General features: G+C 70.0%; 33 protein-coding genes. 19 read left to right on the forward strand and 14 right to left on the reverse strand.

Annotated features, from left to right (window positions below):
* The first annotated feature begins 10 nt into the window (after positions 1 to 10).
* On the forward strand, positions 11 to 676 hold the full coding sequence (locus tag MOX02_RS08985; RefSeq protein ID WP_147025453.1) for a response regulator transcription factor: 666 nt from the start codon (positions 11 to 13) through the stop codon (positions 674 to 676).
* A 448-nt stretch (positions 677 to 1124) separates the two neighbouring features.
* Here the strand turns inward: MOX02_RS08985 and MOX02_RS08990 are convergent, their stop codons facing one another.
* The 3 genes from MOX02_RS08990 to nhaA all read right to left on the reverse strand — a co-directional run bounded on the left by MOX02_RS08990 (position 1125) and on the right by nhaA (position 4282).
* Positions 1125 to 2429 (reverse strand): DUF2254 domain-containing protein, encoded by a 1305-nt coding sequence (locus tag MOX02_RS08990; protein WP_147025454.1) that lies wholly within the window; start codon positions 2427 to 2429, stop codon positions 1125 to 1127.
* A 66-nt stretch (positions 2430 to 2495) separates the two neighbouring features.
* Positions 2496 to 2975 carry an MgtC/SapB family protein gene (locus tag MOX02_RS08995; RefSeq protein WP_017486776.1) on the reverse strand — a complete coding sequence of 160 codons (480 nt, stop codon included), beginning with the start codon at positions 2973 to 2975 and terminating at the stop codon, positions 2496 to 2498.
* Between the two features lie 89 nt (positions 2976 to 3064).
* A complete protein-coding gene (gene nhaA, locus MOX02_RS09000; RefSeq protein WP_147025455.1) occupies positions 3065 to 4282 on the reverse strand; it encodes a Na+/H+ antiporter NhaA in 1218 nt (405 codons plus the stop codon).
* A 229-nt stretch (positions 4283 to 4511) separates the two neighbouring features.
* Here nhaA and MOX02_RS09005 point away from each other — a divergent pair, with 229 nt between their 5' ends.
* Positions 4512 to 5282: a potassium channel family protein gene (locus MOX02_RS09005; protein ID WP_147025456.1), complete on the forward strand. Its 771-nt coding sequence runs from the start codon at positions 4512 to 4514 to the stop codon at positions 5280 to 5282.
* 153 nt (positions 5283 to 5435) lie between these two features.
* The gene (locus MOX02_RS09010; protein WP_147025457.1) at positions 5436 to 5630 is read left to right on the forward strand and encodes a hypothetical protein; all 195 of its coding nucleotides are present in this window, start codon (positions 5436 to 5438) and stop codon (positions 5628 to 5630) included.
* On the opposite strand, the gene MOX02_RS31110 is transcribed toward MOX02_RS09010, so the two are convergent.
* Complete coding sequence (locus MOX02_RS31110) at positions 5631 to 5870, reverse strand: mechanosensitive ion channel domain-containing protein (RefSeq protein ID WP_170267753.1); 240 nt, start codon at positions 5868 to 5870, stop codon at positions 5631 to 5633.
* Between the two features lie 158 nt (positions 5871 to 6028).
* Between MOX02_RS31110 and MOX02_RS09020 the strand changes: the two genes are divergently transcribed.
* The 3 genes from MOX02_RS09020 to MOX02_RS09030 all read left to right on the forward strand — a co-directional run bounded on the left by MOX02_RS09020 (position 6029) and on the right by MOX02_RS09030 (position 8493).
* The gene (locus MOX02_RS09020) at positions 6029 to 6295 is read left to right on the forward strand and encodes a hypothetical protein (protein ID WP_147025459.1); all 267 of its coding nucleotides are present in this window, start codon (positions 6029 to 6031) and stop codon (positions 6293 to 6295) included.
* Between the two features lie 91 nt (positions 6296 to 6386).
* Positions 6387 to 6914 (forward strand): DUF421 domain-containing protein, encoded by a 528-nt coding sequence (locus tag MOX02_RS09025; RefSeq protein ID WP_147025460.1) that lies wholly within the window; start codon positions 6387 to 6389, stop codon positions 6912 to 6914.
* 325 nt (positions 6915 to 7239) lie between these two features.
* On the forward strand, positions 7240 to 8493 hold the full coding sequence (locus MOX02_RS09030) for a cation:proton antiporter (protein ID WP_147025461.1): 1254 nt from the start codon (positions 7240 to 7242) through the stop codon (positions 8491 to 8493).
* A 61-nt stretch (positions 8494 to 8554) separates the two neighbouring features.
* Here the strand turns inward: MOX02_RS09030 and MOX02_RS09035 are convergent, their stop codons facing one another.
* Together MOX02_RS09035 and MOX02_RS09040 are read right to left on the reverse strand one after the other, a co-directional pair.
* Positions 8555 to 10891 carry an FdhF/YdeP family oxidoreductase gene (locus MOX02_RS09035; RefSeq protein WP_147025462.1) on the reverse strand — a complete coding sequence of 779 codons (2337 nt, stop codon included), beginning with the start codon at positions 10889 to 10891 and terminating at the stop codon, positions 8555 to 8557.
* Positions 10881 to 11141: a hypothetical protein gene (locus tag MOX02_RS09040; RefSeq protein WP_210250375.1), complete on the reverse strand. Its 261-nt coding sequence runs from the start codon at positions 11139 to 11141 to the stop codon at positions 10881 to 10883. Before MOX02_RS09040 ends, MOX02_RS09035 begins: the two co-directional genes overlap by 11 nt.
* Positions 11142 to 11339: 198 nt before the next feature.
* On the opposite strand from MOX02_RS09040, the gene MOX02_RS31115 reads away from it, so the two are divergent.
* The 3 genes from MOX02_RS31115 (at position 11340) to MOX02_RS09055 (ending at position 12541) form a co-directional block, all read left to right on the forward strand.
* Positions 11340 to 11522 (forward strand): hypothetical protein, encoded by a 183-nt coding sequence (locus tag MOX02_RS31115; RefSeq protein ID WP_170267755.1) that lies wholly within the window; start codon positions 11340 to 11342, stop codon positions 11520 to 11522.
* Positions 11523 to 11859: 337 nt separating this feature from the next.
* Positions 11860 to 12183, forward strand: coding sequence for an ArsR/SmtB family transcription factor (locus MOX02_RS09050; protein WP_147025463.1), 324 nt, complete (start codon positions 11860 to 11862; stop codon positions 12181 to 12183).
* A gap of 160 nt (positions 12184 to 12343) precedes the next feature.
* On the forward strand, positions 12344 to 12541 hold the full coding sequence (locus MOX02_RS09055; RefSeq protein WP_147025464.1) for a polyhydroxyalkanoate synthesis regulator DNA-binding domain-containing protein: 198 nt from the start codon (positions 12344 to 12346) through the stop codon (positions 12539 to 12541).
* 30 nt (positions 12542 to 12571) lie between these two features.
* On the opposite strand, the gene MOX02_RS09060 is transcribed toward MOX02_RS09055, so the two are convergent.
* A complete protein-coding gene (locus MOX02_RS09060) occupies positions 12572 to 13888 on the reverse strand; it encodes an ATP-binding protein (protein WP_147025465.1) in 1317 nt (438 codons plus the stop codon).
* Entirely contained in the window at positions 13885 to 14547 is a 663-nt protein-coding gene (locus MOX02_RS09065) for a response regulator (RefSeq protein ID WP_147025466.1), read from the reverse strand. Before MOX02_RS09065 ends, MOX02_RS09060 begins: the two co-directional genes overlap by 4 nt.
* A gap of 107 nt (positions 14548 to 14654) precedes the next feature.
* Between MOX02_RS09065 and dsbD the strand changes: the two genes are divergently transcribed.
* From dsbD to MOX02_RS09085, 4 genes are read left to right on the forward strand one after another with little or no spacing between them, the layout of a single operon-like run.
* Entirely contained in the window at positions 14655 to 16427 is a 1773-nt protein-coding gene (gene dsbD, locus MOX02_RS09070; protein WP_147025467.1) for a protein-disulfide reductase DsbD, read from the forward strand.
* A 33-nt stretch (positions 16428 to 16460) separates the two neighbouring features.
* Positions 16461 to 17096 carry a DsbA family protein gene (locus MOX02_RS09075; RefSeq protein ID WP_147025468.1) on the forward strand — a complete coding sequence of 212 codons (636 nt, stop codon included), beginning with the start codon at positions 16461 to 16463 and terminating at the stop codon, positions 17094 to 17096.
* On the forward strand, positions 17096 to 17944 hold the full coding sequence (locus MOX02_RS09080) for a L,D-transpeptidase (RefSeq protein ID WP_147025469.1): 849 nt from the start codon (positions 17096 to 17098) through the stop codon (positions 17942 to 17944). Before MOX02_RS09075 ends, MOX02_RS09080 begins: the two co-directional genes overlap by 1 nt.
* Positions 17928 to 18392 carry a DsrE family protein gene (locus MOX02_RS09085; RefSeq protein ID WP_147025470.1) on the forward strand — a complete coding sequence of 155 codons (465 nt, stop codon included), beginning with the start codon at positions 17928 to 17930 and terminating at the stop codon, positions 18390 to 18392. Before MOX02_RS09080 ends, MOX02_RS09085 begins: the two co-directional genes overlap by 17 nt.
* A 35-nt stretch (positions 18393 to 18427) precedes the next feature.
* Here the strand turns inward: MOX02_RS09085 and MOX02_RS09090 are convergent, their stop codons facing one another.
* Entirely contained in the window at positions 18428 to 18886 is a 459-nt protein-coding gene (locus MOX02_RS09090; protein WP_147025471.1) for a DUF2892 domain-containing protein, read from the reverse strand.
* Positions 18887 to 19049: 163 nt separating this feature from the next.
* Between MOX02_RS09090 and MOX02_RS09095 the strand changes: the two genes are divergently transcribed.
* The 6 genes from MOX02_RS09095 (at position 19050) to MOX02_RS32110 (ending at position 22938) form a co-directional block, all read left to right on the forward strand.
* On the forward strand, positions 19050 to 19475 hold the full coding sequence (locus MOX02_RS09095; protein WP_147025472.1) for a YeeE/YedE family protein: 426 nt from the start codon (positions 19050 to 19052) through the stop codon (positions 19473 to 19475).
* Between the two features lie 3 nt (positions 19476 to 19478).
* Complete coding sequence (locus tag MOX02_RS09100) at positions 19479 to 19928, forward strand: YeeE/YedE family protein (protein ID WP_147025473.1); 450 nt, start codon at positions 19479 to 19481, stop codon at positions 19926 to 19928.
* On the forward strand, positions 19928 to 20734 hold the full coding sequence (locus MOX02_RS09105; protein WP_147025474.1) for a sulfite exporter TauE/SafE family protein: 807 nt from the start codon (positions 19928 to 19930) through the stop codon (positions 20732 to 20734). Before MOX02_RS09100 ends, MOX02_RS09105 begins: the two co-directional genes overlap by 1 nt.
* Positions 20735 to 20753: 19 nt before the next feature.
* The gene (locus MOX02_RS09110; RefSeq protein ID WP_147025475.1) at positions 20754 to 21665 is read left to right on the forward strand and encodes an MBL fold metallo-hydrolase; all 912 of its coding nucleotides are present in this window, start codon (positions 20754 to 20756) and stop codon (positions 21663 to 21665) included.
* Between the two features lie 11 nt (positions 21666 to 21676).
* A complete protein-coding gene (locus MOX02_RS09115) occupies positions 21677 to 22063 on the forward strand; it encodes a rhodanese-like domain-containing protein (protein WP_147025476.1) in 387 nt (128 codons plus the stop codon).
* 653 nt (positions 22064 to 22716) lie between these two features.
* Positions 22717 to 22938 (forward strand): hypothetical protein, encoded by a 222-nt coding sequence (locus MOX02_RS32110; RefSeq protein WP_238179410.1) that lies wholly within the window; start codon positions 22717 to 22719, stop codon positions 22936 to 22938.
* On the opposite strand, the gene MOX02_RS09125 is transcribed toward MOX02_RS32110, so the two are convergent.
* From MOX02_RS09125 to MOX02_RS09145, 5 genes are read right to left on the reverse strand one after another with little or no spacing between them, the layout of a single operon-like run.
* Entirely contained in the window at positions 22935 to 23231 is a 297-nt protein-coding gene (locus tag MOX02_RS09125; RefSeq protein ID WP_147025477.1) for a hypothetical protein, read from the reverse strand. The genes MOX02_RS32110 and MOX02_RS09125 overlap by 4 nt on opposite strands.
* 1 nt (position 23232) lies before the next feature.
* The gene (locus MOX02_RS09130; RefSeq protein ID WP_238179409.1) at positions 23233 to 24063 is read right to left on the reverse strand and encodes a metallophosphoesterase; all 831 of its coding nucleotides are present in this window, start codon (positions 24061 to 24063) and stop codon (positions 23233 to 23235) included.
* Complete coding sequence (locus tag MOX02_RS09135; protein WP_147025479.1) at positions 24063 to 24392, reverse strand: L5-gp82 domain-containing phage-derived protein; 330 nt, start codon at positions 24390 to 24392, stop codon at positions 24063 to 24065. The genes MOX02_RS09130 and MOX02_RS09135 overlap by 1 nt, the downstream gene beginning before the upstream one ends.
* Positions 24385 to 25002, reverse strand: coding sequence for a hypothetical protein (locus MOX02_RS09140; RefSeq protein ID WP_147025480.1), 618 nt, complete (start codon positions 25000 to 25002; stop codon positions 24385 to 24387). Before MOX02_RS09140 ends, MOX02_RS09135 begins: the two co-directional genes overlap by 8 nt.
* Positions 24999 to 25226, reverse strand: a complete 228-nt coding sequence (locus MOX02_RS09145) for a hypothetical protein (RefSeq protein WP_147025481.1) — start codon at positions 25224 to 25226, stop codon at positions 24999 to 25001. The genes MOX02_RS09140 and MOX02_RS09145 overlap by 4 nt, the downstream gene beginning before the upstream one ends.
* Positions 25227 to 25228 lie beyond the last annotated feature (2 nt).

The following is a 25228-nucleotide window of genomic DNA, read 5'->3' on the forward strand; positions in this document are numbered from 1 at the left end:
GGGGAACAGCATGGACCGTATTCGCGTCATCCTGGCCGACGACCATCCGGTCGTCCTCGCGGGCATCCGGGCGCTACTCAACGCCGACCCGGAGGTCGAGCTCGTCGGCGAGGCCACCGACGGCGGAGAGGCGCTGCCGATGATCCGCGCCGTCGCGCCCGACGTCGCCGTGGTCGACGTCTCGATGCCCGGACTGAACGGCCTCGAATTGACGGAGCGGGTGAAGGGTGAATGCCCCGGCACCCGGGTGCTGGTGCTGACCGTCCACGAGGACGCGGCCTACGTGCAGCCGCTGATGAGAGCCGGCGCGCGCGGCTACCTCCTCAAACGCTCGGCCGCGGACGACCTGCTCCGGGCGGTCCGGGCCGTGGCCTCCGGCGGCGTCTATCTCGACCCCTCCATTGCCGGCCACGCCCTGGCGGAAACTTCCGGCTCGGACGGGCGCCCGGGCACGGCGGAAGGCCGCGAGCCGCTGAGCCCGCGCGAAGCCGAGACCTTGCGGTTGATCGCGCAAGGCTTCAGCAACAAGGAGATCGCCCGGCGCATCGACGTCAGCGTGAAGTCGGTCGAGACCTACAAGGCTCGGGCCGCCGAGAAGCTCGGGTTGCGGACCCGCGCCGAGATCATCCGCTACGGCGCCGCGAACGGCTGGTTCGACGCCTTGGCCTTGCGGTAGCGCCATACCTTTCACTCCGCCGCGCACGCCACGGCCCGAACGGGCCTGCCGCAGAGTGTTTCCCGACGATCATCGGCTCCTTGCGTCGCGCGCCTTCGATGGGGCGGGCGTACCCCGGACCGACGACCCCCTCCTCGTGATGATCGGAGGAGTCCCGACCGCGCCGGGCTTTGCCTTAGGTAGGGTGCGGTCCTTCGTGAGTGCCCGCGCGCGATCCACCGGCCCCCCGTCCTGCGCGGCGGCCGGTTGCGGCACCAAGCCTCCTGCGAAGGCCATCAACGGGATGATCACGAGCGAGCGTGCCAGGGTCGAACCATATCTCGGCTTGTCGATCATCGGATCCTCGTCAGGCGCGGTCCTTCGCTCAACTTGTACAGCCGCCGCTTGATCCCGACGGGTCGACCCCGCAGGCGCCACGCCCTTCATCGACCGAGCGTGCATTGCTCATTCACCCGACGGATCGATCCGCTCCGGTCCTCACCCGGACGAAGCGAGCGTGCCGCTCCTCAAGGTCGGCGAGGTCGCTCGGGTCGGCGACGTCGCGCCGCGCGGCGGCCAGGACGAGGTCGGCATGGCGCCCGAGCTTGGTCAGGCGCGAGGTCAGCCGCTCGACCTCTGCGGCGCGTGTCAGGACGTCCAGCATCCGCGCGAGCACGTGGACCGAGCCGGCGGCGTTCTGGCGGATCATGTGGAACATCGCGTCGCACAGGCCGTCGTAGTCCGTCACCGGATGGACGAGCACGATGCGACCCTCGCGCGCGACGGCCCCGGTCGGCAGGTGGCGCGGCGCGATCCGGCACAGGGCGTCGCCCAGGTGGTCCAGCACGCTGCCCGCCGTCATCGGGTCGTTGATGCCGGGCGAGAGCGCCCGCACCGCGATTTCGACGAGTTGCCGCACCGAGTATTCGAGATCCTGCAACGCCGCGGGGCGGCGTCCGAAAGTGAGCGCGCGGCCGACGGCCTCGGCGGCGTCCTCGACGCCCGCGGAAAGGAAGGCGACCGGGAATCCCCGTGGCACGAAATCGCCCGGACGAACCCTCAGGGCAAGGACGACGCGCCGCTCGTGCGCCCAGTCGGCGAGGCCATCCGTGTCGACCGCCTGCAGGTAGCCGCCGTCCGCCGGCGCGACCGGGCCGCCGCGCAGGGCTTCCGTCGGTGGCTGGACATCGGCCTCGTCGCGCGTCCGAGCCTCGACGGCCGCGCAGAGGTCGCGGTGGACGGCGTCGACCACCGTCTCGACGTTGATGCTGGTGGCGACGTGGTGGACGAACCACACCAGCGTCCCGAGAGAGACCAGCGCCAGCAGCACGGCACCCGAGATGGCGAGGTGCGGGACGAAGGTCTCCTCCTCGACGGTGCGCACCGTGCGCAGCACCATCAGCGCGTAGGCGAAGGTGCCGAGGAAGATGCCGAGCACGAGTTGGTTGCGGGCGTCGCGCACGAAGTTGCGCAGCAGCCGCGGTCCCATCTGGTTCGAGGCCAGCGTCAGCGCCGCGATGGTGATGGAGAAGGTGGTGCCCGCCACCCCGATGGTGGAGGAAGCCACCGCGCTGAGCAGCGCCCGCGCGCCCTCGGCGCCGCCGGTCCAGCCCCAGTCCGCGTCCGGGGAGGACGGGTCGTAACCGGCGATGTGCGCGGTCTCCAGCCCCACGGCGACCTGCGCCAGACCGATGCAGGCGAGCACGACGAGGGCCGGCCGCAGCCAGAATTGGTCGCCCAGGAACTCGATCCAGGCCCGTATCCTCGCCCTCACCGGCGCCCCTCCCGTTCCGCCGCCCGAACCCGGGCGGGTGCCACTTTCCCGCTCATCGACATCGGCTCAATCCTCCGCTTCCTCCCGGGCGAGACCGACCCGCTTGAGCGCGGTGATCAGCACCAGGATGGCCAGCCCGAAGCCCATCGCCGCCGCGAGCAGCGTGAACTGCGCGGCGCCGGCCACGATGCCGGCCGAGGCCGCGAGCCACACGCTGGCGGCCGTCGTGAGGTTGCGGACGGTTCGCTCCGCGTCGCCCCGGGCGACGAAGATCATACCGGCCGCGATGAAGCCGATGGCCTGCGCAAGCCCTTGAATGACGCGCAGGGGATCGGCGTCACCGCCGCGGGCCTGCACCTCGGCGTAGAGGCTCAGGGCCGAGGTGGTGATGACCGCGGAACTCAAGGCGACGAGGGCGTGCGTACGGATGCCGGCGTCCTTGCCCTTGCGCTCCCGCTCGAAGCCGAGCGCCAGCCCGCAGACCGTGGCCGAGCCGAGCCGGAGGAGGATGTCCGTCAACGAGATGGCGGTGGCGTCGAGAAGCATGAACGGGTCCGGTCCCCCCGGGAGGTTTGGCGAGTGTCGAGGGTTCAACACGCGCCGGCCGCCCCCTTTCCCGGATTGGCCCGCTCGGTTCAGGCCGGGCTTGGCCGCGCACGTTGTTCCCTCGGGGTGGCGACCAGGAGGACGAGCGCCCCGGCCACCATGCACGCGACCGAGCCGGCGAGCACGCCGATCTTGACCTCGGCCTCCAAGGCTGGCGCGTCCGCGAAGGCCAGCAGGCCGATGAACAGGCTCATGGTGAAGCCGACGCCGCAGAGGAGCGAGACGCCGTAGACCTGCGCCCAGGTCGCGTGGGCCGGGCGCTGCGCCAGCCCCAGCCTCACCGCAGCCAGCACGAGCCCGAACACGCCGGCCTGCTTGCCGACGAACAGGCCGAGCGCCACGCCGAGCGTGACCGGGTCGAGCAGCATGTGCGGGGCGAACCCGGCCAGCGACACGCCCGCGTTGGCGAAGCCGAAGACCGGCAGGATCAGGTAGGCCGACCACGGCTGCACCGCGTGTTCGAGGCGGTGCAGCGGCGAGGTCGGGTCGTCCGGCTTGCCCACGCTCAGCCGCAACGGAACCGTCATCGCCAGGAGCACCCCGGCGACGGTGGCGTGGACCCCGGACCTGAGTACGAGGACCCACAGGACCACGCCGAGCAGGAGGTAGGGCCAGAGGCGGGCCACGCCGGCCTTGTTCAGCCCGTACAGCACGGCGAGGACCAGAGCGGCCCCGCCCAGCATCGGCAGCGACAGGTCGGCGGTGTAGAACACCGCGATGATGAGCACCGCGCCGAGGTCGTCGATGATGGCGAGCGCCGTCAGGAACACCTTCAGCGATACCGGCACCCGCGATCCCAGCAGCGCCAGGACGCCGAGGGCGAAGGCGATGTCTGTGGCGGCCGGGATCGCCCAGCCCCGCAACGTCTCGGGCGAGGACCAGTTCACGGCGGCGTATACGAGGGCCGGGGCGGCCATTCCCCCCGCCGCGGCCAGCCCCGGCAGCACACGGTCGGGCCAGGTCCGCAGGCGCCCGTCCAGCATCTCGCGCTTGATCTCCAGCCCGACGTGCAGGAAGAACACCGCCATCAGGGCGTCGTTTATCCAATGCAGGACCGAGAGCGGGCCGAGATAGGCCTTGAGCGCGGCGAAGTAGGTGTCCGCAAGGGCGGAGTTCGCCACCACGAGCGCAAGCGCCGCGCTGGCCATCAGGACGAGGCCGCCGCCGGCCTCGCTGACGAGCGTGTCGCGCAGGGCCGAGATGGGACGGCGGCGAGGCCGCGCAACGGCATGGGGGGAGGACGACACGGGCACGGGTCTCCGGCGCTGGCGGCCCGACCAGCGCTCGTCCTGCCGGTCCGACCGACGGACCGCGCACCCTCGTGCGGGCTATCGCATCGGCGTGCCGCAGGCACAACCCGGCCCCGGTGACTACACACGGCGGGTGCGACGGGCGGCACCCCGTTCAGGTGGCCGGAACCGTGTCCGGTGTACGGGTTTCGGCCTCCGAGCCCCGCGAGTGAGCATTTCCAGGCGCATGCCACACCTGACAGAGAGGCTTCGAGCCCTGTACGAAGGCGACACCGACCGCGCCCACCGCTTCCGCTACGGCCTGCTCGCCTTCGACCTCGCCACGCTGCTGTTCATCATCGTCTCCTCTTTCATGCCGCGCGAACCGCTCGTGGAGGGCGTCGACGTGCTGATCGGGGCGGCGGTGACCGCGGACTTCCTGTCGCGGCTGGCCATCTGCCCGCGGCCGGGCCGCGAGTTCCTGCGTCCGACCACCTGGGCCGACCTCGCGGCCATCGCCTCGTTCCTCGCGCCCATCGTCGGCGAGGGCGCGGGCTTCCTGCGCATCCTGCGGACCTTGAGGCTGCTGCGCACTTACCAGCTGCTCGACCGGCTGCGCGCCGACTTCCCGTTCTTCCGCCGCAACGAGGAGGTGATCATCGCGGCGGTGAACCTCGCGGTGTTCGTGTTCGTGATGACCGGCATCGTCTTCGCCACGCAGCACGGGCGCAACCCGGCCATCGGCAACTACGTCGACGCGCTCTACTTTACGGTCACCTCGCTGACGACGACGGGCTACGGCGACGTCACCCTGCACGGGACCGGCGGTCGCCTCGTCTCGGTGGTGGTGATGATCTGCGGGGTGACGCTGTTCCTGCGCCTCGCCCAGGTGCTGTTCCGGCCCTACAAGGTACGCTTCCCCTGCCCGACCTGCGGCCTGCAGCGGCACGAGACGGACGCCGTGCACTGCAAGGCCTGCGGCACCGGCCTGAACATCCCTGACGAGGGCGCCTACTAAGGCGGGCGCTCAAGCGCGTTCCTACCCGTCGGCCTCTCTTCGCTCCCATGTGACCTGTCAGCGGCCGAGCGGGGGATTCCGGCCGGCGGGCAAGCCCTCGCACAGACGAGAGCGGTTTCCGTAGGTCTCCTCGACCTGGTCGTGGAACAGCACTTGGCTGGTCGGGTACGGCAGGTCGATGCCGGCGGCGTTCGGCGCTTCCTCGGCGATGGCATGGTCGAGGGCATCGACCGCGTCGCGACGCCGGGGCGGATCGATTTACAGCCGGGCGGTCATGTCGACGCTGGCCGCTCCCAGCCCCCAGACCTGGGCCTCGGGCGGCGGGTCGGCCAGCACGCCCTCGGTTAGTCAGCGGGAAGGCGAGGTGTCGCCTCTCGTGCGCGGTGATGACCGTGATCTTGTCCACGAACAGCGTCGCGTTCGGGGCAGCACACGCTGGTTGTCGTAGGTGCGAAGCACTGTGGCCCGCACACAGGCGTCCTCGACAGTGTACTCGTGGCTGCCCGCCCGGATCTGGTCGCCGATGACGAAGGGCTGCGTCAGCAGGTTCAGGATGTCGGCGAGCAGGTTATGCAGCGCGTCGTTCACTTCCCATCCCGCCAGGAACCAACCCGTGCGGGGAATACTTGCAACTCGGCATACCCGTCGCACGGGCGCATCGGACAAAGCGAGATATCTTGGTGACCGCCGGTCGTCTTCTCTCTTACCGTTGTATCGCAGCCATCCTATTTGCCGGCGCCGTCGCTATGCTCTCGGGGGTCGTGGCGCTGCCGGCCGCCGCGCAGTCAGCCGGCAGCGCCATCGACCAGCCGACGGCCGGAACGCTCCCGCCCGGGACATCGACGGTGAAGGACGATGGTGCCGCACCGCGCGACCAGCCCTCCGGCCAGGTCGCGCCGCCGAACGTCATCCAGTCCTCGACGGACGTGATGCAGTCGGAGGGGACGGTCCAGGGCAAGGGCGAGGGAGGCGGGACGCACCCGGTCAAGCACCTGCCCAAAGACATGCGCTGACGGCCGATTCTCGCACCCGTGCGGGCCGGCCTCCCGAATTGCCCTACGCGGTGGCGCTGCCCGCGGTCGACAATCCTAGAGGTCACCGTCGATGTTCTTCGACACTTGGCACGGCCTAATCCGGGTCCTGGTCGTCGGGCCGCTGGCCTATCTGGCCCTCATCCTGTTCCTCAGGATCTCCGGCAAGCGCACCCTGACCAAGCTCAACGCCTTCGACCTCGTCGTGACCGTGGCGCTCGGCTCGACGTTGTCCTCCATCGTGCTGACCAAGTCGGTGGCGCTCCTGGAAGGCGTGCTCGCCCTGGCGACGTTGATCGGGCTTCAGTTCCTGATCACGTGGTCAAGCGTGCGCTCGCCCAGGGTCAAGGCGCTGATCAAGTCGGAGCCGACCTTGCTCGCCCATGACGGACGTTTGGTCGAGGGCGCGATGCGCCGCCAGCGTATGACCTGGGACGACGTCCTCGCGGCGTTGCGCTCCGAAGGTCTCGACGACCTTTCGCAGGCCGCCGCGGTGGTGCTTGAGACCGATGGGTCGATCAGCGTGCTGAAGGCCCTGTCTGGGCGCGGGGACGGGCTGAACGGCGTCGCGCCGCTGGGGACGGACCGGTCCCGCTCGTGACGGCGCTCGCGCACGTCACGGTGACCGTGCTACCCGGGACCCTCGCGACCGCGAGCCTAGTCTCGCTTGTCTTGGCCGAGAGGCAGGTGGTGCGGCTGCTTCCACGAAGGCGGTTTCGCGGCGGTCTCGGTAGAATGTCTCGGCGCCTTTGGCTCGGACCACTTCCCTTATCTCCTGCGTCTCCGCGGCCGGTCCGGACCAGGCCCGGCGGCGGAGGCGCCGCGGGAGGCCAGGAACGTCGGCGCGACCGAACGACTGCAGGCGCATTAAGCCTGCTTTCCGCGAAGCCCCGAGCACCCGCCGGCGGCCTAAGGGGGGAACGCTCGTGATCTCCATCTTCGACCTCGCCGCTCTGCTGCTGACCCTGTCGGCCCTGTTCGGCTGGCTGAATCACCGCTTCCTGCGGCTGCCGCACACCATCGGCCTGCTGGTCATGGGGCTGCTCGCCTCGCTCGCCCTCGTCGGCCTCGACCTGGCCTTCCCATCTCAGCACCTCTACGAGGATCTTACGCAGGTCCTCCGCCAAGTCGACTTCACCGACGTAGTAATGAACGGCATGCTGGCCTTCCTGCTGTTCGCCGGCGCCATGAGCCTGGACCTGCGCGCCCTGCGCGACCGGGCCTGGGCGGTGGCGACGCTCGCCCTCGTCGGCACGCTGATCTCCACCGCCATCGTCGGAGGCGCCTTCTGGTTCGCGGCCGACGCCCTCGGCCAGCCCGTCCCCCTCGCTTGGGCCCTCGTGTTCGGCGCGCTGATCAGCCCGACCGACCCGGTCGCAGTACTGGCCACCCTCAAGAACGTGAGGGTGCCGGAGGCGCTTGAGGTCGAGATGCAGGGCGAGGCCCTGTTCAACGACGGCATCGGCATCGTGCTGTTCACGGTCCTCGTCGCGTTCGCCGCTGGCTCGGCCGGGGAGGCGACGAGCGCCGGCGGCGTCGCCCGCCTGCTCCTGCAAGAGGCCGGCGGCGGGCTCGTCCTCGGCGTGGTCACTGGCTACGTCGCCTACCGGGCCATGCGGGCCATCGACGACTTCCCCGTGGAGGTGCTGATCACCCTCGCGCTCGTCGCCGGCACCTACGCGCTCGCGCAGAAGCTCCACTTCAGCGGCCCGCTCGCGGTGGTCGCGGCGGGGCTGCTCGTCGGCGACCGGGCGCCGCGCGACGCGATGAGCGACGAGACGCAAGGGTACGTGTCCTCGCTCTGGACCCTGATCGACGAGGTGCTGAACTCTGTGCTGTTCCTGCTTATCGGCTTGGAGGTCTTAGTCCTGCGCTTCCAGGCCGGCGGGCTCGTCCTCGCCGCGTGCGCCGTCCCCATTGTGCTGGGCGCGAGGCTCGCGGCGGTCTCGACGCCGCTCCTCGCCTTCCGGTGGGGCGGCAACCTCTCGGCGCGCAACGTGCCGTTCCTGACCTGGGCCGGTGTGCGCGGCGGCATCTCCGTGGCGCTGGCCCTGTCCGTCCCCGAGAGCGACGCCAAGCCGGCCATCCTCGCGGCGACCTACGCGGTGGTGCTGTTCACCATCGTCGTCCAGGGCTCGACGCTCGGCCTCGTGGCTAGACGGACCCTTCGCGCGACATAGTCGCGCCAGTCGTCCCTCATTAGTCTCGGTCCCGGGGCCCTCCGACTAGCCGCGCCTCGCCTCAGACCGGCTGCGTCGCGTGTCCCGGCGGCTCGCGTCGCTCGGCAGGTGTCCCTTTCTCGTCCGTTTCCCTGATCCGCACGGGCACCGACTTCGCCGCTGGCGTCTTCGATGGTCCGTCGTGGTGGGACAGCGGCATCAGCGGGTTCATCTCGGGGTAGTAGGCGCCAATGCAGCCGTCCGGCAGTGAGAAGGGGACGACCTTCAACCCGAACACCTCACGCTCGACCCCGTCCTCCGCGTCGCTGACGAGCGAGACGACCTGCCCCTCGTGCAGGTTGGCCCGTTGCATCTCGTCGGGGTTGATGAGGAGCACGTCGCGGGTGCCCTCGATCCCGCGCATGCGGTCACTGTAGCCGTAGATCGTGGTGTTGAACTGGTCGTTCGAGCGCATCGTGATCAGGCGGTAGCGGCCCGGCGCCTCGCCGAAGCCGACTGCCGTCATCTGCTTGGGGGTGGTGAATATCGCCTTCTTGCTTTCGGTCTTCCAGATTCGCTCGCGTGCCGAGTTGCCGCGGTAGAAGCCGCCCGGTGTCCACATGCGCTCATCGAAGCCGTGGAACTCCTCCGGGTAGGTCTCGGCAATCGCGTTCCGGATCAGGGCATAGTCGCCGACCCAGGCGTCCCAGAGCACCTTCGGGTTCGGATCAAGCGTCGCCTTGGCGATACCCGCCACGATGGCGGGTTCCGACTTGAGGTGCTCGCTTGCGGGGCTCCGGCGTCCAAGCGAGCCGTAGATGCAGCTGAACGTGTCCTCCATGCTGACCGCCTGCGGACCGCTCGCCTGCATGTCCTCCTCGGTCCTGCCCCGGCAGGGCAGGAGGTAGGCAATCTCGCCGTTGACGAGGTGCGAGCGGTTGAGCTTCGTCGCCACTTGAACGGTGAGGCGCATCCGCGTCCAGGCCTTCTCCATACGGTCCCGCTCGGGGATGGCGCGCACGAAGTTGCCGCCGAGACCGAAGAAGCTTCGCACCGTGCCGGATAGGATGCCCTCGCAGGCCTCCACCGTGTTCATGCCCTTCTCGCGCGGCGGCTCGAAGCCGAACTGGGCGGCGAGCTTGTCGAGCGGCACCAACTCAGGTTTCTCCGAGATGCCGACGGTGCGCTGTCCCTGCACGTTGGAATGGCCGCGCACCGGCGAGATGCCGGTGCCGTCGCGGCCGATGTTGCCCTTCAGGAGCAACATGTTGACGAACAGCGCGACGTTCTCGAAGCCGTTCATGTGCTGGGTCAGGCCCATGCCGTAGATGCCGATGACGCGGTCGGCCTCGACGTAGACCTGTGCGGCCGCCTCGATGGCTTGGCGGCTCAAGCCCGATTCCCGCTCGATCTCCTCCCAGGAGCTCGCTCGCACCTTCGCCTCGAACTCGTCGAGCCCGCTCGTATGCTGCTCGATGAAGGCGACGTCGAGCACGCGCCGGCCCTGGGCCTTCGCTGCGTCATCGGCCGCGAAGACATGCTTGCAGATGCCCATGAGCACCGCGATGTCGCCGCCAGGCCGGACCTGGTGGTACTGCGTGCTGATCCGCGTCTCCTTGCCGGTCAGCATCTCGACCGGACTCTGCGGGTTCGTGAAGAACTCCAGTCCCTTCTCGCGGACCGGGTTGAAGGTGATGATCTGGACGCCGCGCTTGGCGGCCTCTTGCAGCGGGTGCAGGAAGCGGGGCGAGTTCGAGCCGGTGTTCTGGCCGAAGAAGAACATCGCATCGCAGTTTTGGAGATCGTCGAACACGACCGTGCCGACGCTGGCACCAATGACCTTCTTGAGCGCCACGGACGTCGTCTCGTGGCACATGTTCGAGGAGTCGGGCAGATTGTTGCAGCCATAGAGCCGGGCGAACAGCGCGTAGAGGTAGGCGGTCTCCAGGCTGGCGCGCCCCGACGAGTAGAACACAACCGACTTCGGATCGAGGCGCCTCAGCTCTGACCCGATCTTCCGAAAAGCTTCCACCCACTCGCAGGGGACGTACTTGTCCGTGGCCGGATCGTAGCGCATCGGGTGCGTCAGGCGACCCTGCTGCTCCAGGTCGTAATCCTTCCACTCACGAAGTTCCGTGACCGTGTGCTTGGCAAAGAAGTCGGGCGTGCAGCGCCGGGTCGTCAGCTCCCAGAGCGTGGCCTTCGCGCCGTTCTCGCAGAATTCGAAGGGATGGTAGTTCGCGGGCTTGGCCCACGAGCAGGACACGCACATGAAGCCCTTGGGCTTGTTCTGGCGGAACAGGGTCTCGGTGGCGAGCGGCGTTGCCCACTCCTTGCCGAAGATGCGCGAGATGCCCCGCACGGAGCCCCAGCCGCCGGACGGACCATCGTAGTGGGCCGTGTTCTCTTCACTCGGCATCCGGGTACTCCTCGTCCGCCGCACACGCGTGCGCAAAGGTGTACGAGACGAACCACCTGGCCGCAGTTAGGTTCTCCTCTCTCGCCCGGCAACGGTCGCTGGAACACGACCTACGGCCGCGGAAGACCCATCGCCCTTCCCGCCGCGCGGCGAAGATCGCCTCGGGGCGATCAATCAGGATGATCGTGAGCATCATGGCCGCACATCCCGAAGTCGTCGCCTTCGACATCATCGGCACGGTTTTCAGCATGGAGCCGATGCGGGCCGAGCAGGTGGCGCTCGGTCTTCAGCCCATGGCCCTCGACCTCCTCTACACGGCTGCCCTGCGGGACATGTTCGCGGTGGCGGGCACAAGCAAGTTCGCACCCTTTCAGTCGGTCTTGGAGGGGTGCCTGGACGAGTTGCTGGCCATGGAGGGTCTGGCTGTGCCCGCGGAGCGTAAGCGAGTGTGTTCGCGAACGAGCTCGGGCGCCTCGCCGGTCGCGAGAAGAGGCATGGGACCGCACGCACGGTCACCTATCTGCTGCTCAAGAACGGTCTCCGACCCGTCTGCTCCACGCCGGAGTTCGAGCGTTTTCTCTTCGAGCGGCCGGAGGCCGAAGCCCTGATCAGGCGCATCGGACTGCCCTGAAGATCCTGGACCCAAGGCTATGGCTTAAAGCCCAATCAGCCCGACCGTGCGCGAGGTGGCTGAAGGTCAAAGGCGGCTGCTCGGAGGTTGGTTGCCGAGCGTCAGATCGCGCCACTACCAGACCTTCATGGTCGCGCGGCGGCAGGCCCGCTGTCGATGCTTGAGGGGACCTGCATCTGAAAGGGTGGCTCGGAAGCGCCTGGGCCGGCGGAGGATGCCGGCCTGGTTGGCCCGGAGCAGAAATTCACATCGAGACCGAGGCCCAGGAGGACGGCTCGCTGAAAATACATTAGAAGCACCTAAATAAGTCAGTCCTAACGTTCTGGGATTTGGACCCATGGATGTCGTGACGCCAACCGACCTGCTGCGCCTCCAAGTCAAGGCGGCTGACGCCGCGCGCCTGTTGCGGCTCCTCGCCAACGAGAAGCGCCTGCTCATCCTGTGCCTGCTGGTCGCCCGCGGAGAGATGGACGTGACGAGCCTCGCCGAGGCGGTCGAGCTCAGCCAGTCGGCCCTGTCGCAGCACCTCGCCAAGCTCAGGGAGGACGGGCTGGTGACTTTCCGGCGCGAGAGCCAGACCCTGTTCTATCGGCTGGAGGACCCCAGGGCCGCGCGGCTGCTGGCGACCTTGAAGGACATCTTCTGCCCGGACATAGGCTGAGCGCACGGGGCCCTTACGCCCGCAGCCTTGACCTCTCTCGGGTAAACAAATGGGCTGGAGAGCGCGTCAGGGGTTGTGCGCCATCCACTACAGCTTTTAATTATTCCAAACCTAATATGCATTCCGTCCCTCGGTCGGCCTCCTTTCATCCGTCGTGAAGATGTCCGGCAAGAAATCCTCTCCGATCCGCCACCTGAAGCGCTATGCCGGCTGCCGGCTGTTCGACCCCGAGAGACGGGTCTATCTGTCCGCGGAGGACTTGGAGCGCCTCATTCGGCAGGGCATACGGGTCAGCGTCCGTGAGGTGGAAACGGGGCAGGACGTGACCGACACGGTGGTCCGCCCGAACCTGCAATAGCCTTTTGTCGGTCGGATAGCCGGGGCGGCGTCAGCCTCGCAGGATCTCCGCCTCTAGCCCTCGCCGGTCCGATCGATTGCGGAGGTGCAGGCTCAACCCGCTCCGACGGGAGGCCATCTCCGCGATGGCCAGTCCGAGCCCGCTTCCCGTCGCGCTCTTGTGGCGTCCTCGGAAGAAGCGCTTCGTGACCTGCGGCAACTCCTCCTCGGGGATGCCGGGTCCTTCGTCGCGCACGACGATGCCCCCACCGCCCGGCCGCGCGGCCCATTCCACGAGCCCGGCCTGCATGTGCTGCACGGCGTTCTCGTGCAGGTTGCGGACGGCGAGACGCAGGCTCTCGGGGTCGGCCCGCATCGTGTAGCCATGCAGCTCGGGATCGACGACGGTTCGGATTTCCGCTGGCACGCGCATGCCCGCCACGGTCTCGGCCACCAGCGCGCCCACGTCGATCTCCGTCAGAGGCCGGGTCTCCTCGGCGGCGTCGAGCCGGGCAGCGTCGAGGAGCTGGCGGACGAGGCGTGTCGTACGATCCACGGCTGCGAGAATCTGGCGAAGTGCGGCTCTCGTGATGTCAGGGTCGGTCGCGGCCATGGCGACCTGGGCCTGCGTCTTCAAACCGGCGAGCGGGGTGCGCAGCTCGTGCGCGGCGAACGCCGTCACCTCCCGTTCGTGCCGCCGCGCCGCCTCGACCTTGAGGAACAGCCCGTTGAGGGCATCCGCCAAGGGGCGGACCTCCGTCGGCGCCTGGCCGGCGTCGATGGCGCTCATGTCGTCGGCGTCGCGCGCCGCGAGGTTCCGGGCCATCAGCCGTAAGGGTCGCAGGCCGCGCCCGAGGCTCGCCCAGATCAGCATCCCGAGGAGCGGCACAATGAGGAGCGCGGGGGTGAGCAGGCCCATGATGAGGTCGGTGACGAGGCGCTCGCGCAGGCTGAGACGGTCGCCGACCAGGACACGCACCCCCTTCTCGGCATCCTCCGCCGTGAAAACCCGCCAGGTCTCGCCGTCGACCTCACGCTCGGAGAAGCCCGCCGGCGCGTCGGTCAGGCGTCGCTCCGGGGCTCCGCTCGACCGCGCGACCATGCGACCGTCCAGCGACCAGATCTGGCAGGAGAGCTGCCGCTCGTAGGCCGTCGGCGCCGGAAACGTGCGCGGCGTCCCGTCCGGGGCCGTGCCGCCGACCGCACCCACCAGGGAGCTGACCATGCGCGCGGCTTCCTGGAGGCGGTTGTCGAGGACCTGCTCCACCTCGCGCTTCGACCCCAGGTAGATCCAGGCGACCGCGCTGAGCCAGATCAGGCCGGTAGCGAGGAGCAGGATGGCGAAGAGCCTGACGCGTAGTGACATCATGCGGTTGCCCTCATGCGGTAGCCGAGGCCGCGCACCGTCTCGATGGCATGCTTGCCGATCTTGGCGCGCAGATTGTGCACGTGCACCTCGACCGTGTTGCTCTCGACCTCCTCCTGCCAGCCGTAGAGGCGCTCCTCCAGCTCCGCCTTCGAGCGCAGCACGTTCGGCCGTTCCATCAGCGCCGTCAGCACCATGAACTCGCGCCGCGACACCGGGACCGGTTCCCCATGGAGCGTGACGGCGAGCTCGGCCGGGTCGAGGCGAATGCCGGCATGCTCCAGGCAGGCCGAGGCCCGCCCTGACGCCCGCCGGACGACGGCGCGGATGCGGGCCGAGAGCTCGTCGAGGTCGAAGGGCTTGCCGAGGTAGTCGTCGGCTCCGCCGTCGAGCCCTGCGATTCGGTCCGCTACCGCATCCCGGGCCGTGAGCAGGACCACCGGCGTGCGGTCGCCCCGCTCGCGTAGCCCACGCAGCACGTCGAGCCCGGAGCCGTCGGGCAGCATCAGGTCGAGCACCACGGCGCCGAAGCCGCTTGCGGCGAGGGCGGCATCGGCGTCCGCGCAGGTCGCGACGCACTCGACGGTCGCGCCGGACAGCCCGAGCCCGGCCCTGAGGCCGTCCGAGAGGATGGGGTCGTCCTCGACGACGAGGATGCGCATGCGTGTCTCCGTTGGCTGCCTGGCATCCTCCGGGCCAGGCTTAAGCCTGGCTTAAGCTACGTTTCCGACCGGCGGCGGACCGATCCGAGCCCGGACCCCGCCCGCTCATGCCGAACGTTCTCGCCAACGTCATCCTCGCCGTCCTGGTCTGGGCGGGGTCATCGCTGTGGTCGCCGGGTCATTGCCGCGAGCCCGCCGCACGGCAGGCGCCGTTCACTCTCGACGTGACCCGCGACGAGGACCTCTCGCTTCGCCTGAGATGGACCACCGCCCCCGGCACCTACCTCTACCGAGACAAGATCGGCGCGTCGGACGGTAGCGGTCGGGAGCTTCCCGTGACGACCGCTGCGGGCGAAACCAAGGACGACCCGAACTTCGGGGCGACCGAGGTCTACCACGGCGCGGCCGAGGCCGTCGTGCCGGGCGCGGCGCTTGTGGGGGTACGCGACGTGCGCGTCACCTACCAGGGCTGTGCCGAGAGGGGCATCTGCTACCCGCCGGTCACCCGGGTCGTCGAGGTGCCTGCGCCCGGTCCACAAGCGGCGGCCGTGCCGGCGAACCCAGCGGTGCCCGCGAGTGCGCCCCCGGTCGATACGAAGGCCGAGACCGGGAGCGGTCTGCTCTCCGGCCATCTCGCGGGCGTCCTGGCGACCTTCCTCGGGCTCGGCCTGCTCCTGGCCTTCACGCCGTGCGTGCTCCCGATGGTTCCGGTGCTAGCCGGCATGCTGACCCGCTCCGGAGAGCAGCTCTCGGCCGGGCGCGGTTTCGTCCTGTCCGGCACCTACGCGCTCGCGATGGCGCTGGCCTACGGCACGCTCGGCGTGGCCGCGGCCTGGTCCGGACGCAACCTCCAGGTCGCGCTCCAGACGCCCGTGGCGCTGGGCCTGCTCGCCGCGACCTTCGCCGCCCTGGCGCTGTCGATGTTCGGTGCGTTCGACCTCGCGCTGCCGACCGGTGCCGCCGCCCGCCTGTCCCGCCTGAGCGGGCGCAGGCTCGGCGCCCTCGGCGGCGCCGCGGTCATGGGCTTCACCTCCGCCCTGATCGTCGGCCCCTGCGTGACGCCGCCGCTCGCCGCGGCCCTGCTCTACGTCGCCCAGACCGGGGACGTGGCGCGCGGCGCCTCGGCCCTGTTCGCGCTTGGCCTCGGCATGGGCTTGCCGCTGGTCGCGTTCGGGACATTTGGGGCGGGGATCCTGCCGAAGTCCGGCCCTTGGCTCGTTTCCGCCAAGCAGGCCTTCGGTGTCGTGTTTCTCGGGTTGACCATCACGATGGTCTCCCGCCTCGTGCCACCCGAGGTTACGCTCGCGCTCTGGGGCCTGTTGGCCGTCGGCGTCGGCGTGTTCGTCGGGGCCTTCGACGCCCTCCCGGCCGGTGCCGGTGCCGTGGGCCGGCTGGGCAAGAGCGTCGGCATCGTCGCGGTGACCTATGGCTGCGCCCTCGTCGTCGGCGCCTCGGCGGGTGGGACCGACCCGCTCCGGCCGCTCGCCGGCTTCGGTCAGGCCCAAGCCGTGCACGCCGCCGACACCCGCGCCGTGGCCTCGCTGCCTGCCTTCGAGACCGCCCTTCAGGCCGCCCGCGCCGCGGGCAAGCCGGTGCTCGTCGAGTTCGCCGCCGACTGGTGCACCGTCTGCAAGACGAACGAGCGGACGGTCCTGGCGGACGCCGGCATCCGGGAGCGCCTGAAGGCCGTCTCCGTCATCAAGGCCGACGTCACCCGCGACGACGCCGACACCCGGGCTCTGATGCAGCGGTTCGGGGTCGTCGGTCCGCCGACCCTCATCCTGATGCGCCCCGACGGTGACGAGGTCCGGGAGGCCCGCACCGAGGGAGAGCTCACGGTCGAGGACCTGACGCGCCGCCTTGCCCTGGTCGGCGCCTGAGCCACCCCCTTCGATAACCCCACGGAGACCGTCATGGACCGCAGGACCCTGCTCGCCCTTCTGCCCGCCGTCGCGCTCGCGCCCGCCCTGCTCTCGCTGGCGCCGCATACGGAGGAGGCCTTCGCTCAAGGCATCGATGCGAACGCCATCCTCAACGACCCGGAAGCGCCGATCTCCGGCAACCCGAAGGGCGACCTGACCATCGTCGCCTTCCTCGATTACAACTGCCCCTTCTGCAAGAAGGCTGAGCCCGACCTCACCCGCCTGGTGAAGGAGGACGGGCGCATCCGCGTCGTCCACAAGGACTGGCCGATCCTCGGCGACGCTTCCGTCTACGGCGCCCAGCTCGCCCTCGCGGCGAAATACCAGGGCCGCTACGACGCCGTGCACAGGGCGCTTATGGGCATCCCCGGCCGCAAGATCCCGAAGGAGCGGATGCTGGAGGCGGTGGCCGCCTCGGGCGTCGACATGGGCCGCCTGGAGGAGGACCGGCGGGCTCACCAAGCCGAGATCGGCGCCTTGCTCCAGCGCAACCTCGACCAGGCCGATGCCCTCGGCCTGCAGGGCACGCCGGTCTTCCTGATCGGCCCGCTGAAGGTCGCCGCGGCGCTTGACTACGACGGCTTCAAGCAGGCTGTGGCCCAGGCGCGCGCCAAGGGTCGCTCGTGATGCGGCGGGTCTCACGTCTATCGGCGCTGGTGGCGCTCGCCTCGGCGCTTGGCGCCTGCACGGCCTCGATGGGGGCGCCGGCCCCGGTCGCGGAGGCCCGGCCGCAGATCGCCCCGGATGCCCTGCGCCGATACGCGGCCATCACGGACGAGCTCTTCCCCGTCGAGGCGATCGATCCGCGCGACCTCAAGGCCCGAAATGTCCGCCAGGTCGTCGATTACCCGACGAAGGAGCCACCCGGCACCCTCGTGGTCGACCCCTACAGGCGCTTCCTCTACCTCGTCATGGAGGGCGGCAAGGCGATGCGCTACGGCGTCGGGGTCGGCAAGGCCGGCTTCGAGTTCACCGGCGAGGCGACGGTCGCCCGCAAGGCATCCTGGCCGCGCTGGACGCCGACGCCCGACATGATCCGGCGTGACCCGGCCCGCAACGGACGCTGGGCCGGCGGCATGCCCGGCGGCGACAGGAACCCGCTCGGGGCGCGTGCGCTCTACCTGTTCAAGGACGGCAAGGACACGCTCTACCGCATCCACGGCACCACGGAGCCCTGGAGCATCGGCGAGGCGGTCTCCTCGGGGTGCATCCGCATGCTGAACCAGGACGTGATCGACCTGCACCGGCGCGTGCCCACCGGCACCAAGGTCGTGGTGCTCGGGTCACGAGGCACCAGCCACGCCACGCGGCAAGTCGCGCCGGAGACGACCGGCAGCCTCGGGAGCGGCGCGTCGGCCGGACCGGAGCCGGACGACGGCCTCGACCATGCGCGGCTCGATAGCCTGTCCGCCCGCGCCTCGGAGGCGCCGGAGCCATTCACCGACGACGGAGAGCCGGATGACGACGGTCTTTAGGAGCCTGGCGCTCGCGGTCCTTCTCGCAACCCTCGGCATGGGGGCCGCCCACGCCGGCTCGAAAGCCCCGGCCGGGTACTACGCCAACCAGAAGGTGATCTATCATAACGGCGGCGGCCCCGACGGAGCCGCCTACTTCAAGCGCCTGCTCGGCAACCTGCGGAACCACGTCGACGCCGTGGGCAAGGATCACGTCGAGATCCGCGTGGTGAGCCTCGGCGACGGGTTGGCTCTGTTCCAGGCCGCCGCCGAGGACAAGGAACTCGCCGGACGCATCGACGCCCTCAAGGCCGCGGGCGTCAGGTTCCTGGTCTGCGCCAATACCTTGAGGGAGCGGAAGATCGACCGCGGCGCTCTCTATGCGGTGGGCGAGGACGACATCGTGCCGAGCGGCGTCGCCGAGTTGGCGCGCCTGCAGGGCATGGGTTTCGCCTACATCCACCCGTAGCGCGGGGAACGGGAAGCCGTTCCGGCGCCCTCTCGTCAGAGCCTAGCTGCCATGAGGGCGTGGCTTGCCCGGCTGTCGTGGTCACCCGGACCCGGTCCGATAGGGCCGAAATCACCTCTGAGCGCCTTCAGGGCGTTGCGCTCGACCTCGATCTCACGAGCCGTACGGAAGCCGAGGCGCCGAAGGACCGGCAAGGGCGGGCACCAGCCCTGCACTGCGTGCTGGAGGAGGAACGCGGTCACCGCCAGGGGCAGGGCAAGCCACCGTCGGTCCGTGGTCAGGCCCAACACCGTTCCGGTGAGCGCCAGCGTCGCGGCGTTGGCCTCCAGCGTCCGCTCGATGTCCCACTCCGCGTCAAGCTCGCGCAGGCGGCGACCGATGTCTTGCGGGCGCTCGGCATGCCAGCGGACGCTCGCATCGAGGTCGGCAGCGATGCGCCGGTTGTCGCGCACGCCTGTGTGAAGCGAAACCCGCTCCGCTGTTCCAGGGATCATCGATCGCCTCCTCTTGACGTTACATTAGATGTCACTAATTAAGCATCATCTAATTCTAGCGCGGTTCGGGGATGGACCCCGTCCATGACAACCCCAGTGGCGGCGTGTGGATCATGCATCGCCCACGGGTGTGCCCCTTGCCGCGCGTCGGGAGTGACTGACCATGGACAGCTTCACGCCATTGAGCGCCCTCCTCGGCGGCGGCCTGATCGGCGCTTCCGCAGCCCTGCTCCTGCTCCTCAACGGACGCATCGCCGGCATCAGCGGCATCCTCGGCGGCCTGCTCGCCTCGCCTTCGCGCGAGACCGGCTGGCGAGCCGCCTTCCTGGCCGGGCTGGTCCTGGCACCGCTAGTCTACGCCGGCTTGGGCGGGAGCCTGCCGGCGGTGACGGTCAGCGCCTCGTTTCCGCTCATCGTGGTCGCAGGTCTGCTCGTCGGCTTCGGTGCACGCCTCGGGGCCGGCTGTACCAGCGGTCACGGCGTCTGCGGCATCGGTCGCGGCTCGCCCCGCTCGCTGATCGCGACCGGCACCTTCATGGCCGTCGCCATCCTGACCGTCCTCGTCACCCGTCACCTGCTCGGAGCCTGAGCCATGGCCAAGACCGTCTCCGCCTTCACCGTCGGCCTGTTGTTCGGGATCGGGCTGCTCGTTTCCGGCATGGCCAACCCGGCGAAAGTCCTGGCCTTCCTCGACGTGACCGGACGCTGGGATCCGAGCCTCGCCTTTGTCATGGCGGGCGCCGTCGCTGTCTCGGCCGCCGGCTACCGCGTCGCGCGACGGCGCGGCCGGCCGGTGCTCGCGCCCCGGTTGGAGATCCCGACCCGGCGCGACCTCGACCCGCGCCTGCTCGTCGGCGCCGCGCTCTTCGGCGTCGGCTGGGGTCTGGTCGGCCTCTGCCCCGGACCCGCCCTGACCATCCTCTCGGTGGTGCCGGCCCCCGCCCCGACCTTCGTGGCCGCCATGGCCGTGGGCATGCTGATGTTCCGCCTCGTGCCATCGTCGACCTCGAACCCGAAGGCAGTCCGGGGAGCCGACGCTTGATGCCCGGCTTGCTCACATCCGGTCTCGCGACCGGCTCGGGCGGGGTCGTCGGCGTGATCCTCGGCCTCGTCGGCGGGGGCGGCTCGATCCTGGCGGTCCCGCTCCTGACCTACGTGGTCGGGGTGAGCTCGCCCCATGTGGCGATCGGCACCAGTGCCCTGGCGGTCTCGGTCAGCGCGGCCGGCAACCTTGTCCCGCAATGGCGGGCCGGGAACGTGAAGTGGCGCTGCGCGGCGGTGTTCTCGGCGGCCGGCGTCCTCGGTGCGCTCGCCGGCTCGACGGCAGCCAAGGCGGTCGATGGGCAGAGCCTGCTGGCGCTGTTCGGGGTGGTGATGCTCGTGGTCGGGGGGCTGATGCTGCGCAAGCGGCGCGGCGAGGGCGACCCGGAGGTGCGCCTGACCAAGGCCAGCGCCCCGGTGCTCCTGCCCTGGCTGCTCGGCATCGGCTTCGCTGTGGGCCTGTTCTCCGGTTTCTTCGGCATCGGCGGGGGATTCCTGATCGTGCCGGGCCTGATGCTGGCGACCTCGATGCCGCTGCCGATGGCCATCGGCACCTCGCTGGTGGCGGTCAGCGCCTTCGGAGCCGCCACCGCGGCAAGCTACGCCGTCTCAGGCCTGATCGACTGGCCGTTGGCCGGCCTGTTCGTCCTGGGCGGCGTGCTCGGCGGCCTCGTCGGTGCCGGCCTCGGCCGACGGCTCAGCCAGCACAAGCGCGCCCTGACCCTCACCTTCGCCGGCCTCGTGATCCTGGTCGGCCTCTACGTGGTCGCCCGCGGAGCCCTGCCGCTCCTCGGAGCCACAACCTGAACTCGGAAGGAGGAGATCCATGTCCGACCAGACCATCCCGTCGTTGCGCGGTCGACCCATCGTGACCGGCTTCCACGACGAGACGACCGGCAGCATCCAGTACGTCGTCGCCGATCCCGAGACGAAGCGCTGCGCCATCATCGACCCGGTGCTCGACTTCGACCCGAAGTCCGGGGCGACCGCCACCCGCTCCGCCGACGCCCTGCTCGCCCATATCGAGCGCGAGGGCTACGAGTTGGAGTGGATCCTCGACACCCACCCGCACGCCGACCACTTCTCGGCGGCCGGCCACCTGCACGACAAGACCGGCGTCCCGACCGCCATCGGCGAGAAGGTGGTCGAGGTGCAGCGGCTCTGGAAGGGGCTCTACAACCTGCCCGACACGTTCCGGACGGACGGCTCGCAGTGGGACCGGCTCTTCGCCGACGGCGAGCGCTTCCGGATCGGCAACCTCGACGCCGAGGTGATGTTCACGCCGGGCCATACCCTGGCCTCCATCGCCTACCGGGTGGGCGACGCCGCCTTCATCCACGACACCCTGTTCATGCCCGACAGCGGCTCGGCGCGGGCCGACTTCCCGGGCGGCAGCGCGCACGCACTCTGGCGCAGCATCCAGCGCATCCTGGCTCTGCCGGAGGAGACCCGGCTGTTCACCGGGCACGATTACCGCCCGGGTGGGCGCGAGGCGGCCTGGGAGAGCACGGTCGCCCGGCAACGGGCGGAGAACCCACACCTCGTCGAGACCCCGAGCGAGGAGGCGTTCGTCCGCATGCGCGAGGCCCGCGACCGCGAACTGCCGATGCCCAAGCTCATCCTGCATTCCCTGCAGGTAAACATCCGTGGCGGCCGCCTGCCCGAGCCCGAGGCGAACGGCCGGCGTTACCTGAAGATCCCGCTGGACGCCCTCGACGGCGCGGCCTGGGGCGCGTGACGGAGATGACCATGACCACGAAGAGCGCGAAGGACTTGGTGGCGGAAGCCAACCGCGAGGTGGAGACTCTATCGGCCGAGGAGGCGCTCGCACGCCTCGGCCAGACCGACACGGTGCTCGTCGACGTTCGGGAAGGCGAAGAATTGGCCAAGACCGGCAGGATCGCCGGCGCGGTCCATGTGCCGCGCGGCTTCCTAGAGTTCCAGGCCGATCCGAAGAGCCCGACCCACAAGGCCGAGCTCGGGGATGGCAGGAGGCTGGTTCTCTACTGCGGCTCGGGCAACCGATCGGCCTTGGCCGCCAAGACCCTCAAGGACATGGGGCTCAGGTCCGTCGCCCATGTCGCCGGGGGCTTCACCGCATTGGAGAAGGCGGGCGCGCCAGTCGACCGGGGGTGAAAAAGGCCGCCACGACCGGCGCCTGATCTACCGGAACGGATCAAGCTGGGGCGAAAGCGGCTCCTTACACGGGCAAGCTGATCGGATTTTCCCTCATCGCCCCGGAGACCTGTGTTCGCCCGACCGCGGCTATACCTTGACCGCATCGGTCGGGTGTTTCCCTTGACCAGTCGGCACCCTTACCGGATGCCTATCGTTCCGCCCCTGCGCGCCGCCATGCATGCTGCCCGGACAAACCTCGTTGCGGATGCGATCTGATTAGCCGCCGCGCCGTCGCGGCGCCCTTCACCGAAGACCGTACCAAGCCGCCCGCGAAGGATGACTTGACCGCGCACGGCAGTCCAAGGTGTCTCGGATGATCCTGCGATCGGCCCGGATCGAGCCGCACCCGGTCAAGTCATCCTTCGCGGGCTTGATAACCGTGTCCCAAATTATGGGGTCTGACAGGGCTTCGCTTGCCGCTTTATGGGTTTGCATCGTCGCGAATTATGGGGCCAGAGGGGCTCGAAAAAGGCAATCGCATCTGGAGTGCCAGCTCATTTTATGGGTATCTGCACAGCGAACGCCGGATCGCGCGGGCCCGGGCCGAGGCGCGCCCGACTGCGCAGGCCCTCGTCGGGCAGGCGGCCGTACTGGCAACGGGGGGCCAACCCATGCTCGCGGCCGTCGCCGAGATCCGGGCGATCGGCGAGCTGCTCTACGGGACCCGGTGGACCGCGGAGCTCGCCTGGGACGTCGGCAAGGACACCCGTCAGGTCCGACGCTGGCTCTCCGGCGAAGCCGCCGTCTCGGAGCGGGCGCTCTCGTGGGCACGCAAGCTGGCCCGGCGCCGGGCCCGCCAGATCGACGCCCTCGGCGGCCGGGACGACGACTAGCGGCAGCGCCGGAAGACCGCGCCGTCGTGCTCCAGGCTGCCGTCGGGGCACACGACGAGGTCGGTGTCGTACGGGACCTCCGCGCCGCCCATGCCGAAACACCTCGGGGCCCGGACGCGGCCGTCGGCGATCGTGGCGGTCGCGCAGTCCATCAAATCGATGCCGACCCCGCGCCCGGGCCCGATTGAGATGTCGGGGAGGTCCTGGCCGACCGCGCAGTAGCGGCCCGGCGCGGGCCGGGGCTCCGCAGCCGCCGGGGCGACGGCGAGGACGAGGGCGAGGAAGGTGCGCATCTCAGATCTCCATGACGAGGAAGGGGTCGAAGGCGGGGTTCTCCAGCTCGACGGCCCACATGCCGTCCCGGCGCCGGTGCGAGGTGTCGTGCCCGCGGGCGTTGGCGATCACCCTCGTGCGCCCGATGCGGTAGTCGGCCGACCGATGCACGTGCCCATGGATCCAGATGTTCGGGGCGCCGGGGCCCTCCATCAGCGGCGTCAGGTCGCTCGCGTAGGCGGCGTCGATCGGCTCGCGGACCTCGCCGTGCAGGAGGCTGCGCGGGTGTGGAGCGTGGTGCGTGACGACGATCCGTGGTCCGTTCCAAGGCTCCGCGAGCCGCCCCTCGATGCACGCCCGGTGCTGCCGGTGCAGCGCGAGCGCGGCCGGCGGCCGGAACGGCGCGGGGGTGCCGTTTCGATCCCGGATCTGCACCAGCCTGTGATCCCTCATGCCGACTTGGCGGTCCCCGGCGACGCGCATCGCGAGCTCGCGACGCTCCTCGCCCGCGATCGCGTAGTCCGTCCAGAGCGTCGCCCCGGTGATCTCGACGCCGTCGACGAGGCAGGCCTGCCCGCTGTCGAGGAGCGTGATCCCTGCGGCCTCGGCGAGGTCCCGGGCGCTGGCGAGCTCGTCCGGGTAGCGCGCGCGCCACATGTCGTGATTGCCCGGCACATAGACGACCTCCCGCGCCCGGGGGACGACGTGCTCCGCCAGCCACGGGAGCGCCCTCCGGGTGAGGCCGTCGGCCACATCTCCGGCGACGATCGCAATGTCCACGCGCGGGCCCGGCGGCGGCGTCCACGGCGTCGCGTCGACGTGCAGGTCGGACAGGATCCAGACCGTGACCATCACTCTCCCCCCTCGCACCAGGCGGTGCCGTCTGCCTCGAACCACGCGGCCGCCGCTCGTACGACGACCCGCCCCTCGATCCGGAAGCCGCTCTCCGTGAGCCGGTACCTGAGCCGGCGCGCGCCCGGCGGCCGGGGCAGGTCGGCGAGTTCGCCGGAGGCCCACGCATGGACGTCGCGCGCGCCCGCCCGCAGGCACCGGAGGCGGGCCACCTCGGATGCCCGGAAGGCGACACCGATGAGGACGACCCCGAGCCGGTGGCCGACCACGCGTCCGGAAATGCGGACGCTCCACCGGCAGCGGGTGCGGTTGCGGTAGACGTCAGCCACCGCCGACCACCCGCCTGCCGTTGGCGTGCTCCGGGCACAGGCACCGGAGCCAGCCTCCCTGGCGTACGCGGCCGGGCTTCCCGCATTCCTCGCAGATGTAGGCGGATAGATGCTCGACGGCATCGACAGTATTCGCCGTGTATTCGCAGTCTTCGTTGGCGTCGTAGTACCAGCGCGCCGAGCCGAACTTCTCCTTCATCTGCGTGGTGTGGAAGCCGTCGGCGATGCCGTGCTCGCGCAGGAGTTCGGCCGCGCCTTCCCACAGCCACTTCCATCCCGGGCCGCACTCGAAGCAGCCCTGGCCGAACACGCGCCGGTGCCGCCTGGCCAGGCGCTGCTGCCAGTCCGGCGGGCACCGGGGCGCGCCGTCTCGCCATCGGCACGCGAGGACGCGTGCGAGCAGGTCGAGCAGGAAGGGCCTCGGAAGGGGACCGACGAACGTGCTGGGTCCGTCGGCCCTGCGCTCCCGCTCGACGGCGAGGAGCGGCCCCTGCCACCGGACGAGCGGCCCGTGCGGCGAAGGCTCGACCGCGAGGACGGTGACGCTGTCGGCGCCCCGGTGGTGGCGCAGGGCGGGCCCGGCGATGCTCAGAAATTCCTCGGCGATCACGGCATGGGCTCCGGCGGCAGGGGGGCGAAACAGAAAGCCAGGGCCTCGACCTCGCGGGCAAGCCGCAGGCCGAGGGCGGGATCGAGCCGGCCGGCCTCGACGAGCCGGCCGATGCGGACGACGCGGGCGCGGCAGCCGCGGCCGACGAGGGAGCAGACCCGGCCGCTCTCCCAGGCGGCGCGGATCCGCGACGCGATGACGTCGAGCGTGTCGGAGCTCTCCACGG

It is taken from the genome of Methylobacterium oxalidis (genome assembly GCF_007992195.1).
Classification (GTDB): domain Bacteria; phylum Pseudomonadota; class Alphaproteobacteria; order Rhizobiales; family Beijerinckiaceae; genus Methylobacterium; species Methylobacterium oxalidis.